Below are 14,449 nucleotides of genomic sequence, written 5' to 3' on the forward strand. Positions count from 1 at the left end.
CCGCGCGGCAGACGGGAAACTACGGGAGGGAACACCGGGATGAGCGAAGTCAGGCAGCTCGCCGAGATCGCCAGCTACCACGCCCATATCTATTTCGACGGGGCGGCCGAGCGCCGGCACGCCGAATGGCTGCGCGAGCGCATCGGCGAGCGTTTCCGCGTGCGGTTGGGCAACTGGCACGACAAGAAGGTCGGCCCGCACGACCAGGCCATGTACCAGGTCTCCTTCGCCACCGGCCTTTTCGGCACGCTGGTTCCGTGGCTGATGCTGAACCATGGCGGCTTGAGCATCCTGATCCACCCCAACACCGCCAATGCCAAACGCGACCACCTCGTCGACCCGCTCTGGATCGGCCGCCCGCTGGCGGTGCATGGCGAGGTCCTGCCCGATGAGGATCACGAGGCGGAAGCGGCGCTGGAGATCAATACCGAGCCGACGCTCGCCGTTTAGGAGCCGTCGGCCTTCCGTCGGCTTGGCCAGAATTTCAGCGCTACCGGGCAAGCCGCCCGGTTCTCCGCCCTAGCCATCTTTTCCGGAACTTCTGTCAGTCGGTTGTCAGCTTGGATTCGCTATGCCTCGCCAATGACGTGCGCAAGCCGTCACGGCCTGTCGGCTGAATCCTCAGCCGCGCCGCAACCTCCCAACCAGATGGAGATCCCATGTATCGCACTCTCATTATCGCCGCCCTCGCGGGCGTGATCGCCGGACCGGCGCTGGCGGCCGGCGCCTGCAGCACCGCCGCGAAATCGAAGTTCCAGCCCAAGGCGACGCTCGAGGCGCAGTTGAAGGGCGAGGGCCTCACCGTGCGCCAGATCAAGACCGAGAACGGCTGCTACGAGGTCTATGCGGTCGACAAGGACGGCAAGAAGGTGAACACCGCCTACAATGCCGAGACGCTGGAGAAGCTCGACAATGCCGAAGCCGGCGAAAACTGATCGAGCCTTGCCGGCAGAAGCCCACGCGCACCGCGACGTGGTGCGCGTCTGGGACCGTGTCGTGCGCGGCTTCCACTGGGCGCTGGTGCTGAGCTTCGCCATCGCCTGGTTCACGCCGCAAAGCGCCGAGAACATCCACCACTGGGCCGGCTACGCCGCCGCCTCGCTTGTCGCCATGCGGCTGGTCTGGGGCATCGTCGGCACGCCCTATGCGCGCTTCTCGCAATTCGTGCGCGATCCCGCGACGGTGCTGCGCTATCTCGTCGCCATAATCAGGGGCAGCGAGGCCCGCTATATCGGCCACAACCCGGCTGGCGGCGCGATGGTGCTGGTGCTGATGGCCATGATGGTGTCGGTGGCGGTGACCGGGTGGATGCAGACGACGGACGCGTATTTCGGCGTGTCCTGGGTGGAGGACGCGCACAGCCTGGCCGCGCACGGCCTGCTCGCGCTGGTGCTCGTCCATATCGGCGGCGTGGCGCTGGCAAGCCTTCGCCATAATGAAAACCTTGTTCGCGCGATGATCACCGGACGCAAGCGCAAGGCCGCGCCGGCCGACATCGCCTGAACGCGCCCCAGACCGGGGCAACCGCGGGCGCCTGCCTGGACGCCCGCGGAACCATATCGGCGTCTGCGCGCCAAGGCGTTCCCGGCCTCGGCATGCGCGCGCCTTAAAAGACGGAGCAAGCCCGATGCGGCGCTATACACAGATCACCATCGCGATCCACTGGCTTACGGCCCTGCTGGTCGTCATCGCCTGGTTCACCGCAGAGGGCGGGCGCCATGCGCGCGCCGACCCGCCCTACCTGCATTTCACCCTGGGCCTTGCCGTGCTTTTGCTGGTCGTGCCGCGCCTCTTGGCGCGCTGGCTGGGCGCGGCGCCGCGCGCCGAGGATCCGCAAGGCCCCTGGATGGACCTTGCCGCGCGCGCCGGACACACGGTGCTCTATCTGTTCCTCATCGCGCTGCCGCTCAGCGGCTGGTATGCCGCCTCGCGCCTCGGCATCCAGGTCTCCTTCCTGGGGCTGGCCCTGCCGGCGCTCGCCTTGCCCGTGCAGGGCGCGCCGGGCCTGATCGCCGACCTGCATGAAACCGGCGGCACGCTGATCCTGTGGCTCGCCGGCGCCCATGCGCTGATCGCCATATGGCACCAGTTCGTCATGAAGGACGGAACGCTGGAGCGCATGAACCCGCTCGCCTCGAACGATCTCGCCGGCGGCGGCGAATAGCAGGCCGGGCAGGGCGGGCGGCTGCGCCGGCGCATCGGCTGCGCAAGCGCCGCTGGCGGCGAACACCGATCCGGCGCTTGACGCGCACGGCCGCGTTCTGAGTGGCCGGCGCCTGTTGCCTGAGGGAGCAGCGCCCCGACGCCGGCCCGGCGAACCTCGGTCCGCCGCATATTCAAGATAGCTAAAGTAGCGGCACCGCGACATGGCGCGATCGCATAAGCATGGCGCATGCCCGTCGTCCCACGGCTCCGCCCGGTTCTCCCGCGCCGGCGGGCCGAGCGCGCTGGTCGCCGATGGCCGGCGCGCAGGCGCCTCCATAGCGCCAATTGCGGCCCGCGAAATAGCACGAACCCCGGCATCCGCGCCGGCGCGAAAATCGGTGCGTGAAGCCCCTTTCATGCGCTATGATGCGCTCCGTTGCATTGGGGCGTGCCGGGCGAGACGGTATCGGCCCATCAATGCCTCTGTCGGAGGGACATCGTGAACCTCTTGATCGTCTATGGAACGACTGAAGGGCAGACCAGGAAAGTCGCCGAACGGATGGCGACGGACATTCGCGGGCGCGGGCATCAGGTCGAGCTTTTGGACAGCGCGAAGTTCACGCCCGATTTGAAGCTCGAACATTTCGACGCCTTCGTTATTGCCGCGTCGGTCCACCAGGAGCACCATCAGGAAGCCGTCACGACCTTCGTGTTCGCGCATCGCGAGCTGTTGAGCGGCAAGCCTTCGGCGCTGGTATCGGTCAGCCTGTCGGCGGCGCTGGAAGGCCACGAGGCCGCTGCCCAGAAATATGTCGACCGCTTCGTCTCCGTGACGGGGTGGCAGCCCAGCATGACGCTTCTGCTGGGCGGCGCCTTGCGCTTCACCAAATACGATTACTTCCAGGAGCAGTTCGTCAAATTCGTCGTCATGAAGGGCGAGGATCCAGGCCCCGGGCAGGATCACGAATTCACCGACTGGAACGCGCTCGCCGGCTTCACCGACCGGTTCCTCGCAACGATCGGCTAAGCTGGGCTGAGCCGGCCGGTCAAGCACCGGCGCCCCGGCCGCTGCGAGGTCGCGGTCAGCGCCGTTTCGAAAGCCGGTCGAAATTGCGCCGCACCTGCCTGGCCGCGGGCAGGAGGGCAGCAGCCGCCGCCTCCATCGCCAGCGTCCCGTCGCAAAGCGACGGGCTTTTGCCGGAGAGAACGTCAGGCCAGAAGCGTAGCGCCGCCTCGAGCATCTTTGCCTGCGCCGCGAACAGCCCTTGCGTTCCCGCGAGCGCCTTTTCCTGCACCGCCTGCAGCGCTTCCCGCCCGTTGGGCGCGTGGCTCATGGCATCCAGCACCAGCAGCGGCACCCGCATGCCGATGACCGCCGGCGCCAGCAAGAGATCGCTGCCGGAGTGCTTCCTGCGTTTCCTGCGAACAGCCATGGATACCTTGCCTCTTGTGCCGGGAACGATGGCGAAACTACGCGCCAGCGGCAGGATGGTTCCACGCGAGGGCGTGCAACTGGGCCGGGAAGGGGACAACCGGACCAGCTAAATATATTCATAATTGCTAAATTAGCCTGTGCGACACGTGTGTCTGTCCAGTTCATGTCGGGGTCGCGCAACGGCCGGCACAATCCAGGCTGGAAAAGAACCTGAACACAGCCCGGCCGTTACTGGTGATGTTCTGGGAACACACCCGCGACAAAGCCCGGTGGCGAGCGCTTCTACTGCTTGCCAAACCGACGGCCGGCACATAAGCCTGCATATGTGCGATCATTGATCCTCGGGGGAGGGGCTTGTGGCGAAACCAAAACAGCTCGCGACGAAATGTGTGGCGTTGCGCCTCGGGGCCGCGATCCTCGCCATGCCGGCCGCCGACGCGCTTGCCGACAATGTCGTTGCCGACGACCAGATCGTGCAAGGAAGCCTCTGCGTCGGGTTCGACTGCGTCAACAACGAGTCCTTTGGGTTCAACACGATCATCGTGAAGGAAAACAACACACGCATCTACTTCGACGACACGAGCACGAACGCCGGATTTGCCGCCAATGACTGGGCGCTGATTGCGAACGATTCCGGCTCCGGCGGGGCCAACTACTTCGGCATCCAGGATGCGACGAGCAACAAGATGGTGTTCCGCGTCGATGCGGGCGCTCCCGAGAATTCGGTCTATGTCAACAGCTTCGGCAATCTGGGCCTCGGCACGTCCAACCCGACTCTCGGCCTGCAGATAACCCGAAGCGACACGCCGGCGATCCGCCTGGAGCAGACAAACGCCGGCGGCTTCACGGCGCAGACCTGGGACGTCGGCGGCAACGAAGCGAATTTCTTCATACGCGACTTGACGAACGGCAGCCTGCTTCCTTTCCGCATCCGGCCCGGCGCGCCCACGAGCAGCCTCGACATTGCCTCGAACGGCAATGTCGGTCTCGGCACCGCTGCCCCCACCAGCAAGCTGCATGTCTATGGAGACTACAACAAGGATACGTTCGAGACGATCGGCGTATCCTCGGCGGCCAACGCGGATGCGCTGACCTTCGGCTACGCCGGCGCGAGCTTCGGCGTCGGCACCTCGCTGATCAATGCGCATTCGGCCGACGGCTCGAGCGGCCGGCTTCTGCTTGCCACCGATGGCGTGACCCGCATGACCATCGCCGCAAACGGCAATGTGGGCATCGGCACGACCGCGCCGGCCGCGGGCCTCGATGTCGTGGGCACCGTTCGCTTCGCATCGCTTGCGGGTTGCACCTCCGGCATCGGCACCAATGCCGCGGGCGACCTGACATGCATCAGCGGCGGCGGAAATCCGCCCTATTACGACACGACCGCCTCCGGCCCGCAGCCGAACGCTAGCGGCACCAACTCCACCGCGGCCGGCTCCGGCAGCAACGCCAGCGGCACCAACGCGCTGGCCGGCGGCACCAACAACCAGTCGCAGGGCGACAACACCACCATCATCGGCTCGAACAACAGCGTCACCGGCGACGACAGCGGCGCCTTCGGCACCGGCAACACCGTCAAGGGCAATGGCAGCTACGCGATAGGCGATCCCAATGTCGTCAATGGCGACAAGTCCTTCGTCTATGGCGACGACAATGCCGTCAACGCCCCGAACGTCGCCGGCAACGGCAACGGCATCCAGGTCTTCGGCTCCAACAACATTGTCGCCAGCACCGCCAATTCGTCGGGATCGGTGGTGATCGGATCGGGCAGCACGGTCAACGCCACCAATGCGCTGGCCTTCGGCAATGGCACGACGGTGACCGGCGCCAACGCCATCGCCATGGGATCGGGCGCCTCCTCGGCCGGCCTCAACGCCGTTGCGATCGGCTCCGGCGCCAGCGCTGCCTATGCGGGCTCGGCCGCCTACGGCTCGGGCGCGGTCGCGACAAGGCAGAACGAGCAGGTGTTCGGAACGGCGAGCAACACCTATTCGATGCCCGGCCTGACGTCCTCGGCGAGCTCATCGGCCCAGACGGGCGCGATCGAGATCGTCACCACCGATGCCAGCGGCCATCTCGCTTCCGTGACCCCGGGCTCGCTCGGCTTTGCCGATCCCGCGCAATTCAACAGCCTCAACTCCCGCATCGACAGCGTCGGCAGCCGCGCCTATTCCGGCGTCGCCATGGCGATGGCGCTGGCCGGCGCGCCGACCGTGCTGCCGGACGAAAAATTCGTCACCACCCTGAACTGGGGCACGTTCGAGGGCGCCAACGCCTTTGCGCTCAGCGCCGGCGCCCGGCTCGGCTCGCAACTCCAGCTCAATGGCGGCATCGGCTTCGATCCCAACCGGAATATGGCCGGCGGACGGCTGGGCCTGAGGATGAGCTGGTAGGAAGCGCCGGCGCTTAAAAATGATCCCGATGCGAACAGTCACGATTCTCCTGGCGTCGATGCTGGCCGTGTGCGCCGCCGCGCCGAGCCTTGCCCAGACGCAGACCCAGGCCCCGGCGCCGGGCAAGAAGAAGGCGGCGCCGACACCGGCGGCGCCGGCCGCACCCGCCTGGCCGGCAAACGCCGCACAGGCGATCTACCTCGCCCGCAGCACGATGATGGCTCTCCAGCAGGCGGTGGAAACCGGCAACTTCACCGTGCTGAGGGACATGGGTTCGCCAGGCTTCCGCGCCCAGAACACCGCCGCCGACCTCGCGATCAGGTTCCAGGCGCTGCGCCAGTCCGGCGCCGACCTGACGGCGGTTGCCGTGATCGCCCCGCAGCTCTCCACGCCGCCCTTTCTCGATCCCCAGAAGCAGCTGCACCTTGTCGGCCTGTTTCCCACGCAACCGCTGGAGATCGATTTCGACCTGTCCTTCGAAAACGTCGACAACCGCTGGCGCATCTCCGCCATCGGCGTGACCACCGCCCCGGCGCCGAAAGGGCAGGAGGCGGGAGATGGCGAGAAGGGGAAGGCGGCGAAGTAGAGCGCGAGCGAAGGCGGTCGAAATCAGGGTGCTGTGCTGCAACCGGTCGCCATCGGCTGAGCAATCTTGCAACCACAACGCCGAGGGCCATCCGCACAACCCACCCCCGGCAGGTATTAACGCGCGCCCGAGATCGCCTTTCCTAAAGGGGGCTGGCGGCGGGACAGGCGCGCTGCGCCCGGATCAAATCGATCAGGCGCTAAGTTCGGCACCACGCTTGTTAGCTCGGAACTGCGCTCGGTGTGGAGCAGACCGCCAGGTTCGCATTCGCGGTAGAGCATGTGGCTGACCCAAGAGTCACTGCAGGTTGAGAGGCTGCCTACGTCGGTTCGTCCGTGTTAAGAAGCGTATGATCGCACGGCCTAGAGCGTTAAAAAAGAAGTGTCATTTCAGTTGAATTGAGCCATTGATTAACAACCGAGCGGGGGTGATTCTTGGTACACGATCTTATTTTTTATGAGAAAGACGCGCTACTGTATCGCCTCCATGAGGGGCTTGAAAACAGTCAGAAGAACGTTGTCTTTGTTGTAGGCGCTCCCATTGCTGCACCGAGGGGAGGTACTCCAGGGGTAGCTGATGTAGCTTCGGTAGTTGAATTGATTCGCTCGGAGTTTTCCGGAAAGCGTGGGCAACTGGAAAAGCTCGACGGGCAGCTAGCAGTCGCAACTAATCGCTATCAAACGGCCTTCGATTTTCTGTCACCCCGCGCCGGGCAGGACGCAGCCAACGGTATCATAAAAAGGGCAGTTTCAGGTGCTCTCCGACACTCCGGTGTAGACGCTTGGAGTGACAATATTTGCAAACTTAGTGACGAAGAGTTCCAGGCGTTGGACAATGATATCAATGCTTGGCATCTGCCACCCGCCGTTAAGGCTATTGGAGAACTGGTCTCTAAATATCCAAGCCGCTTCGGTAAAATATTGATTACGTCGAATTTTGACCCATTGGTCGAGGTTTCGATAAAGAGCGCAGGGGGTGTTTGTTGGAGGACGTCGCTATCAGTGGACGGTTCCATAAATCAAAGTACTGCTGCCGGATGCCAAGTAATACATATACATGGTTATTGGCATGGTAGCGATACGCTTCACACCAACAGGCAGTTAGTCAGAAGTCGGCCGACGCTACAAAATGACCTATTGGTGCGCCTCAAGGACCACATCGTTGTCGTTATGGCGTACGGCGGCTGGCAGGATATCTTCACTGGTGCGCTTGGAGGTGTGGTGGGGAATGATAATTTGTTTCCCGAGATTCTCTGGGCGTTGCACGGCGAAGACCCGCACGTCAGTGAATATTTACTAAGCCAGTTGCGCCCCGGCATCGATCGCAATCGTGTCACCTTCTATAAAGGTATCGACTGTCATGAATTCTTGCCGGAGCTGTTGAGTCTTTGGGACGCTGGGGCCTTGGAGGACGACATTTCCGCGGCGCCATTGTCTGCTTCGAGACCCAAGTCGACTGCGCATATTACCCAGCTGGCGCCCCTAGAGTGCGACCGGCCGCCCAACGTAGAAATTTGGGTCGGTCGAGAGAATGAACTTCGCTCGCTCGAGACGTCAAACGCTAAAGTCGTTATAATTTGCGGCATCGGGGGCGAAGGAAAATCGGCTCTGGCGTCGCATTATGTAAACACTCTTCAAGAACGAGAGGGAGGCTATCGCTTCTGGGATTGGAGAGACTGCAAGGAACAAAGCGATCGAATCCGAACTCAAATCGTCGAGATGATTGTGCGATTTTCAAACGGCAGGATTGGCGCAGAAGATCTTGCAGATGCCAACGACGAAGAGATTGCAGAGGTCGTTATCGACCAGACGAGACATGCGCACGCCGTACTTGTGTTCGATAACGTAGACAGCTACGTCGACCTTGAAAATGCTACGTTCACCGGACTCCTAGACCTAATAGTAAACCGCATATCTAATGAGTCGTCTTCAAGTCGTGTTATACTGACCTGTAGACCTCAAGTGCATTACCCGTCGTCATCCGTTATTACTTTTTCGATGAAAGGTATCTCCGAAGGTGAGGCGCTTGAGTTGTTCGCAAAGCGCGCCTCGGGACATGCTGTGCCCGAGCCGGATATTCGCGATGCCCATACAATCACGAAGGGACATGCCTTTTGGTTAGATTTGCTAGCCGTGCAGGTGACGAAAGTACCGGGAACTACACTAAGAAAACTGCTTGATGACATGCGCCGCGGGCGAGAAGAAGTCCCCGATGTATTATCATCGATATGGGACAAATTGGCCCTTCGCGAGCAGACATTACTGCGGTTTATGGCAGAGGCGGTAAGGCCGGAGACAGAAATCACACTTCAGCGTTTCGTGGCTTCGCAGTTGAATTACAAAAATTTTACGAAAGCCCTCCGATCCCTGATATCTTTGAATCTGATCGTGGTGAAGCCCGAGCTGGACGCGCCGGATCTTTACGACCTCCATCCTCTGGTTCGTCAATTTGTAAGGGTTCGTTTCGAGCGATCGGAAAGGTCGGATTTCATCACGATAGTTATTAATCAATACAAGGTAATTATTAGCGCCATTGGCTCGATGTTAGGTGTAAATCTGCCGTTCGCACTTCTGGAGAGATGGTCACAAAAAGCGGAGCTCGAGGTCTCCGCTGGGTTGTACAATGAGGCGTTCGAGACATTGGTTGAGATAGAGAATGCGCTAATTGGAGGGGGCCATGTCCAGGAATATGTGAGAGTAGGACGCCTGCTTTTTGAGTCTATAGAATGGGAGACAGCTCCTGCAAAATACAAGCAGTTCGATAAAGTAGTGGGCACGATGGCCGTCGCGTTTGATCAACTTGGCGATTTTGAGGCGGCCGATAATTTGATTAGTCGCTATGAGGCAACTATTCCACAGAAGACGGTGCGCTACATAAAGCTTTGCGATATACGATCTTATTCGTATTGGGTCCGCGGAGAGTTTGAATTGGCGATTGATTGGGCCACGAAAGGGGTGGCTCTAAAAAAGGACAGTCACGTAGACACAACTTTCGACTGTGATCATACATTAGCGTTAGCCCAGAGAGACTCCGGCAATCCAAGTATTGCACTAGAATTCTTTCGGAAAAGCTGGACCGTAGATGAAATTGTTGAATCTGCGGACGGCGTTCCAGAAGACGGCCCTATGTATGGGAACGTGGGGCGCTGCCTCCAGATGATTGGCCGCGCGGAAGAGGCTCTACGCTGTTACAGAAAATCAATTGAGCTTCTAGAGATTGATTCGTCGTTCCACAGCAGGTCGAACCGTGCTTACGGGAGACGGTGGATTGGTCAGATATTTGTGGACCTTGGGGATAAGACAATGGCGGAGGCATTCTTTATGGATGCGATCCGTATACTAGGGACGGCTGCTCCGTTGAGAGTTCGAGAGATATATGCTGAGGTGGATAATCTACATGACAGCGGTGTGCCGTTAATGAGCGAAGCCAAATCAACTGCTATCGTGCGGGAGTGGATGCGGGGATAAACCATCTAGATGGTCTAATTGCTAGGCGTATTGTCATTCAAGGGCCTATCCGCCCAGCGAACCTCTGCGGCAGAGAAATCTTCGTGTCCTTCGGCAACTCCCGACTGCGGATATGGCGATAAATTGTTCCGTCGGTTGCACTCCGATGCCGCGATCAATTTAAGGGGATGCCGGTTGCCAGCTAGCTTGCGGAACAGCTCCCCAACGTCCTTGGACTTGATGTCGTGCTTGCCAGGCCTTCGGCGACGGCAGTGAGGGAACCCTGAAAGGTCACCTCAACCAAAGAACCCGGCTCCGCCCCTCAACCTCATCCTCCACCACAAACGACAGCGCGATCAGGTCGTCGAGGTCGATGCCGCCATGGCCGTTGTCCAGCACGTCCGCGACCTTCTGGAAGGCCAGCATGTCATCCATGCTGAGCTTGGCTGCTCTCAGCCTGTCCTGCAAACCCGCCACCCTGCTTTCCAAGGTCGTGGTGATCATGCTTGCCTCCATACTGTCCAACGGCGCGTTGCGGATGCCCGGCGTCAGGCACGAGAACACCCCGGCCCGATAAGGGCTGATTGCTTTATCGTCAGATCGCCCGCCACCTGTGGGCAGATGGCGGGCGATCCGGCAGCCTGACGATGAAGGGACTGATTGCTCGTCAGCGCAGCCCTAATGAGATCGCGGGGCTTATGTTTCACGTCAGGGACCAATGCGCCGGCGCATGAGACCTCAGTCCCCATCAGCGGAACCTAATGTTGCCCGCGCGCTTATGGCGACATGAGCAGCCGCGGTCTCGACTTCTTCGACAAATGGCTGGCGGAGCATCTGCCGAACGTGCTGACGGACGATCCGGTGGCAGTGAGCGATCTTGCCGACGAGATGATGAAGGCGGCCGCGCGCCAGGGCATCCCGGCCAGCGAGATCAACGAGGAAGTCGACAGCATCTTCGAAGTGATCTTCGAGGCGTTGCAGCATCGCGAAGGCAGCCTCGGGGAGAGCGACCAGGCCGTCTTCGAATTGCTTGCAGGGCGCCTGGCGAGGGAAACCGGCATCACCCAGGAACAGGCCGGCGAGCTGATCGAGACGACCGGGACGGACTGGGATGCGCTGCTTCGCGAGGCCCATTTTCTGAAAGAGCAGGGCGAATGAGCGAGCGTGGCGCGGCGTTCTTTGGCCGATGGATCACCGACAATGTGATGCGCGGCAAGGTGGGCGCGGACATCGTCTCGGTGGCCGAGCTGACGAACAAGCTGTTCGCCGATGCCAGGGCGGCAGGTATCTCCGAGGAGGAGATCGAAGAGGAGATCGGAAGCGCATACGAGGCGATCCTGGCGGCGATAGTCGGCTCCGAGAAGAACGACAGAGCCTGAGCATCGCGAGCATCGCGCGGCCGTCCGCTCGCCTCGGCGCAGGCACCGAAGATCGTCGCCGGCCGTCAGGAACATTAGCGCGCCCTGAAGGTTCTCCCAGAGAAGTCCCTCGCATCCTGGGTTGGAGCCATGGCCGAGTTGGCATTTGCTTTCGTGTATTATTCCGGGCTGAGCGGCCATGACGTGGTGGGCGCCGTGGTGTCCTTGATGGCGGGCCTGCTGCTCTACAACGTCATGCGTGAGGACCGGCCAACCCGGTAAACCATCCGTCCGGGAGCGGCCCGGCCCGAAAGGGGAGGAGCCCACGAGCCCCACGTGACTGAGGACGTTTCGGACTGCCCTCCGGCGGAACATTAGTGCACACTAATTGTTGATCCTCCACAGGAGGACATGCCATGCACAGCATTATCTATATCGTCGGCCTCGTCGTCGTCATTCTCGCCGTTCTGAGCTTCTTCGGGCTTAGGCGATAGGCGGTCACAACGGCGGGGTCTACGGGGGTCTGCCCAAACGCGCGACGGCGGGCCACTCGCTCGCTATCCTCCCGCCAACCGCGGCAGCAGGAAGATCTCCGCCCCCTCGGGCAGCTCCTTGCTCCACGTATCGCGATAGATCGTCCCGTCGATCGCGACCGCGATCCCACGATCGATCCAGGGCTCTATCCCAGGATACTGTTCCGCCAGCTTGCGGAACAGTTCCCTGATGTCCTTGGCCTCGATCTCGTGCCTGGCCTTGCCTCCGGCGACGGCGCTGAGCGAGCCCCAAAGGGTGACCTCCACCATCGCCGGCAGGCCTCGGTTTAGCCTTCCCGTTCCGCGTCCAGCGCCGCGAGGATGCGCGGCGGCGACATCGGGATGTGGGTCATGCGCACGCCCACCGCGTTCGACACCGCGTTGGCGATCGCCGCCAGCGGCGGCACGATCGAGGTTTCGCCAACGCCGCGCACGCCATAGGGATGGTTGGGGTTGGGGATCTCCAGGATCTGCGTGTCGATCATCGGCAGGTCGGAGCAGACCGGGATGCGGTAGTCGAGGAAGCCCGCATTCTGCAGCCGCCCGTCCTTGCCGTAGATATACTCTTCGTTGAGCGCCCAGCCGATGCCTTGCGCCGCACCGCCCTGGTACTGGCCCTCGACATAGGTCGGGTGCACCGCCTTGCCGGCATCCTGCACCACCGTGTAGCGGATCACGCGGGTCGAGCCGGTCTCGGGATCGACCTCGACGTCGCAGATATGGGTGGCGAAGGAGACGCCCGCGCCGTCGGCGACGAGCTCGCTATGGCCGGCGATCGGCCCGCCGGTCTTGCCGGAAGCGGCCGCGATCTCCTTCAGCGACAGCGGCGACAGGTTGCCGTATTTCTCGCCCTTGGCGATGGCATGGCCCTTTTCCCAATGCACGTCCTCGACCGGGATGTCCCAGGTCTGCGCCGCGCGCTCGCGCAGGATCTTGATCGCGTTGCGCGCGGCCGAGATCGTCGCCATCGAGGAGGAGAAGGTGCCACGGCTGCCGTCGGTCATGTCGTTGTAGCCGAGCGAGGAGGTATCGGCGACGATCGCCTTCACATGGCTGTAGTCGATGCCGAGCTCTTCCGCCGCCACCAGCGACAGCGAGGCGCGGGAACCGCCGACATCCACCGTGCCCACGGCCAGCGACACCGAGCCATCCATGCCGATGTTCAAGTCGGTGCAGGTCTGGCCGCCGAAATTGAACCAGAAGCCGCAGGCCATGCCGCGTCCCTGGTTGGCCTTGAGCGGCGCCTTCATGTGCGGATGGTGCTTCACCGCCTCCAGCGTCGGCCCGATGCCGATCGGCCCGTAGACCGGGCCGTAGGAGGCGCGGGTGCCTTCCTGCGCGGCGTTCTTGATGCGGAAGTCCACCGCGTCCATGCCGAGCTCGTGGGCAAGCTCGTCGACAGCGCTTTCCACCGCGAAGGCCGCCATCGGCGCGGAAGGCGCGCGATAGGCCGCGGTCTTCGGCCGGTTGACCAGCACTTCGTAGCCGACAGTCTTGACGTTCTCGAGCTTGTAGCAGGCGAAGGCCGTCATCGCGCCGATCTCGGCCCAGGAGCCGGCATAGGGGCCGCAGCTATAGCGCAGCGTCGCTTCCGCCGCGGTGATCGTGCCGTCCTTGCTGGCGCCGATCTTCACGTCGATCGAGGTGGCGCTGGTCGGCCCGGAGGCGCGGAACACCTCGTCGCGGGTCATCACCAGCTTTACGGGACGGCCGGCCTTGCGCGACAGCGCCAGCGCCACCGGCTCGGCCCACACATGGGTCTTGCCGCCGAAGCCGCCGCCGATCTCCGACGAGGTGACGCGCAGCTTCGAGGCTTCCATGCCCAGCAGCTGGGCGCAATGCTGGCGGTAGACGAAATGGCCTTGCGTGCACACCCATAGGTCCGCCGTGCCGTCCGGGTTGACGCTCGCCACGCAGGCATGCGGCTCGATATAGCCCTGATGCGTCTGCTCGGTCTTGAAGGAGCGCTCGACGATGAAATCGGCCTTGGCGAAGCCGGCATGGACATCGCCATGGCCGAACTGCGTGCGCTTGGTGACGTTGGAGGGTTTCGCCGGCTTTTCCTCGAGCCCCTCGGTGAAGACCTGGTCGTTGATCAGCGGGGCATGGTGGTGCGCGGCCTCGTCGACATCGGTGACATGCGGCAGCACCTCATACTCGACCTCGATCAGCTTCAGCGCCTGACGGGCAATGCGGGCATCGATCGCGGCGACGGCGGCCACCGCATGGCCGTCATAGAGCGCCTTCTTGCGCGCCATGCAATTGTCGAGGATGTCGTACATGGCGGCATCGCCGTCGGTGAGGTCCGGCAGGTCCTTCGCCGTGATCACCGCCTTCACGCCGGCGAGCTTTTCCGCCTTGGACGTGTCGATGCTCTTGATCACCGCATGGGCGTGCGGGCTGCGCAGGATCCGGCCGACCAGCTGCCCAGCCATGTTGAAGTCGGCGCCGTAGCGGGCGCGGCCCGTCACCTTGTCGACGCCGTCGGGGCGGATCGGGCGCGTGCCGACGGAAGCGAACTGGCGTCCTGAAAAGCGCGGATCGAAATTCATG

General features: G+C 62.3%; 15 protein-coding genes. 11 read left to right on the forward strand and 4 right to left on the reverse strand.

The window, feature by feature from the left end; all coding sequences use genetic code 11:
• Window positions 1-39 precede the first annotated feature (39 nt).
• The 5 genes from EN862_RS15290 (at window position 40) to EN862_RS15310 (ending at window position 3,172) form a co-directional block, all read left to right on the forward strand.
• Entirely contained in the window at window positions 40-450 is a 411-nt protein-coding gene (locus EN862_RS15290; protein WP_127865133.1) for a DOPA 4,5-dioxygenase family protein, read from the forward strand.
• A gap of 209 nt (window positions 451-659) precedes the next feature.
• Window positions 660-935, forward strand: coding sequence for a PepSY domain-containing protein (locus tag EN862_RS15295; protein ID WP_127865134.1), 276 nt, complete (start codon window positions 660-662; stop codon window positions 933-935).
• Window positions 913-1,503 carry a cytochrome b/b6 domain-containing protein gene (locus tag EN862_RS15300; RefSeq protein WP_189401163.1) on the forward strand — a complete coding sequence of 197 codons (591 nt, stop codon included), beginning with the start codon at window positions 913-915 and terminating at the stop codon, window positions 1,501-1,503. The genes EN862_RS15295 and EN862_RS15300 overlap by 23 nt, the downstream gene beginning before the upstream one ends.
• Window positions 1,504-1,627: 124 nt before the next feature.
• Entirely contained in the window at window positions 1,628-2,164 is a 537-nt protein-coding gene (locus tag EN862_RS15305; RefSeq protein WP_127865135.1) for a cytochrome b/b6 domain-containing protein, read from the forward strand.
• 480 nt (window positions 2,165-2,644) lie between these two features.
• Window positions 2,645-3,172, forward strand: coding sequence for a flavodoxin domain-containing protein (locus tag EN862_RS15310; RefSeq protein WP_127865136.1), 528 nt, complete (start codon window positions 2,645-2,647; stop codon window positions 3,170-3,172).
• Between the two features lie 55 nt (window positions 3,173-3,227).
• Here EN862_RS15310 and EN862_RS15315 read toward each other — a convergent pair whose 3' ends face one another.
• Window positions 3,228-3,578: a hypothetical protein gene (locus EN862_RS15315; protein WP_127865137.1), complete on the reverse strand. Its 351-nt coding sequence runs from the start codon at window positions 3,576-3,578 to the stop codon at window positions 3,228-3,230.
• A gap of 358 nt (window positions 3,579-3,936) precedes the next feature.
• Between EN862_RS15315 and EN862_RS15320 the strand changes: the two genes are divergently transcribed.
• From EN862_RS15320 to EN862_RS15330, 3 genes are all read left to right on the forward strand, one after another.
• A complete protein-coding gene (locus EN862_RS15320) occupies window positions 3,937-5,973 on the forward strand; it encodes a hypothetical protein (RefSeq protein WP_127865138.1) in 2,037 nt (678 codons plus the stop codon).
• A 28-nt stretch (window positions 5,974-6,001) separates the two neighbouring features.
• The gene (locus EN862_RS15325; RefSeq protein WP_127865139.1) at window positions 6,002-6,559 is read left to right on the forward strand and encodes a hypothetical protein; all 558 of its coding nucleotides are present in this window, start codon (window positions 6,002-6,004) and stop codon (window positions 6,557-6,559) included.
• 434 nt (window positions 6,560-6,993) lie between these two features.
• The gene (locus EN862_RS15330; protein ID WP_127865140.1) at window positions 6,994-10,026 is read left to right on the forward strand and encodes a tetratricopeptide repeat protein; all 3,033 of its coding nucleotides are present in this window, start codon (window positions 6,994-6,996) and stop codon (window positions 10,024-10,026) included.
• A gap of 270 nt (window positions 10,027-10,296) precedes the next feature.
• Here EN862_RS15330 and EN862_RS15335 read toward each other — a convergent pair whose 3' ends face one another.
• Entirely contained in the window at window positions 10,297-10,509 is a 213-nt protein-coding gene (locus EN862_RS15335; protein ID WP_245519589.1) for a hypothetical protein, read from the reverse strand.
• A 282-nt stretch (window positions 10,510-10,791) separates the two neighbouring features.
• On the opposite strand from EN862_RS15335, the gene EN862_RS36845 reads away from it, so the two are divergent.
• The 3 genes from EN862_RS36845 (at window position 10,792) to EN862_RS37400 (ending at window position 11,645) form a co-directional block, all read left to right on the forward strand.
• Window positions 10,792-11,163 carry a hypothetical protein gene (locus tag EN862_RS36845; protein ID WP_245519590.1) on the forward strand — a complete coding sequence of 124 codons (372 nt, stop codon included), beginning with the start codon at window positions 10,792-10,794 and terminating at the stop codon, window positions 11,161-11,163.
• Window positions 11,160-11,384, forward strand: coding sequence for a DUF768 domain-containing protein (locus EN862_RS15345; RefSeq protein WP_127865142.1), 225 nt, complete (start codon window positions 11,160-11,162; stop codon window positions 11,382-11,384). The genes EN862_RS36845 and EN862_RS15345 overlap by 4 nt, the downstream gene beginning before the upstream one ends.
• A 129-nt stretch (window positions 11,385-11,513) precedes the next feature.
• Complete coding sequence (locus tag EN862_RS37400; RefSeq protein WP_281035851.1) at window positions 11,514-11,645, forward strand: hypothetical protein; 132 nt, start codon at window positions 11,514-11,516, stop codon at window positions 11,643-11,645.
• A 275-nt stretch (window positions 11,646-11,920) separates the two neighbouring features.
• On the opposite strand, the gene EN862_RS15355 is transcribed toward EN862_RS37400, so the two are convergent.
• Both EN862_RS15355 and EN862_RS15360 read right to left on the reverse strand, forming a co-directional pair.
• A complete protein-coding gene (locus tag EN862_RS15355; protein ID WP_042639658.1) occupies window positions 11,921-12,166 on the reverse strand; it encodes a MoaD/ThiS family protein in 246 nt (81 codons plus the stop codon).
• 17 nt (window positions 12,167-12,183) lie between these two features.
• Window positions 12,184-14,448 carry a xanthine dehydrogenase family protein molybdopterin-binding subunit gene (locus EN862_RS15360; RefSeq protein WP_127865143.1) on the reverse strand — a complete coding sequence of 755 codons (2,265 nt, stop codon included), beginning with the start codon at window positions 14,446-14,448 and terminating at the stop codon, window positions 12,184-12,186.
• Between the last annotated feature and the right edge of the window lies 1 nt (window position 14,449).

It is taken from the genome of Mesorhizobium sp. M2E.F.Ca.ET.219.01.1.1, assembly GCF_004016445.2.
Lineage (GTDB): Bacteria > Pseudomonadota > Alphaproteobacteria > Rhizobiales > Rhizobiaceae > Mesorhizobium.

Bases quoted from the DNA above. Each gene is read 5' to 3' on its own strand.
- EN862_RS15300 (WP_189401163.1), top strand. From the start codon at position 913: ATGCCGAAGCCGGCGAAAACTGATCGAGCCTTGCCGGCAGAAGCCCAC.
- EN862_RS15295 (WP_127865134.1), top strand. From the start codon at position 660: ATGTATCGCACTCTCATTATCGCCGCCCTCGCGGGCGTGATCGCCGGA.
- EN862_RS15325 (WP_127865139.1), top strand. From the start codon at position 6,002: ATGCGAACAGTCACGATTCTCCTGGCGTCGATGCTGGCCGTGTGCGCC.
- EN862_RS15305 (WP_127865135.1), top strand. From the start codon at position 1,628: ATGCGGCGCTATACACAGATCACCATCGCGATCCACTGGCTTACGGCC.
- EN862_RS15315 (WP_127865137.1), bottom strand. From the start codon at position 3,578: ATGGCTGTTCGCAGGAAACGCAGGAAGCACTCCGGCAGCGATCTCTTG.
- EN862_RS15355 (WP_042639658.1), bottom strand. From the start codon at position 12,166: ATGGTGGAGGTCACCCTTTGGGGCTCGCTCAGCGCCGTCGCCGGAGGC.
- EN862_RS15335 (WP_245519589.1), bottom strand. From the start codon at position 10,509: ATGATCACCACGACCTTGGAAAGCAGGGTGGCGGGTTTGCAGGACAGG.
- EN862_RS15360 (WP_127865143.1), bottom strand. From the start codon at position 14,448: ATGAATTTCGATCCGCGCTTTTCAGGACGCCAGTTCGCTTCCGTCGGC.
- EN862_RS36845 (WP_245519590.1), top strand. From the start codon at position 10,792: ATGAGCAGCCGCGGTCTCGACTTCTTCGACAAATGGCTGGCGGAGCAT.
- EN862_RS15345 (WP_127865142.1), top strand. From the start codon at position 11,160: ATGAGCGAGCGTGGCGCGGCGTTCTTTGGCCGATGGATCACCGACAAT.
- EN862_RS37400 (WP_281035851.1), top strand. From the start codon at position 11,514: ATGGCCGAGTTGGCATTTGCTTTCGTGTATTATTCCGGGCTGAGCGGC.
- EN862_RS15290 (WP_127865133.1), top strand. From the start codon at position 40: ATGAGCGAAGTCAGGCAGCTCGCCGAGATCGCCAGCTACCACGCCCAT.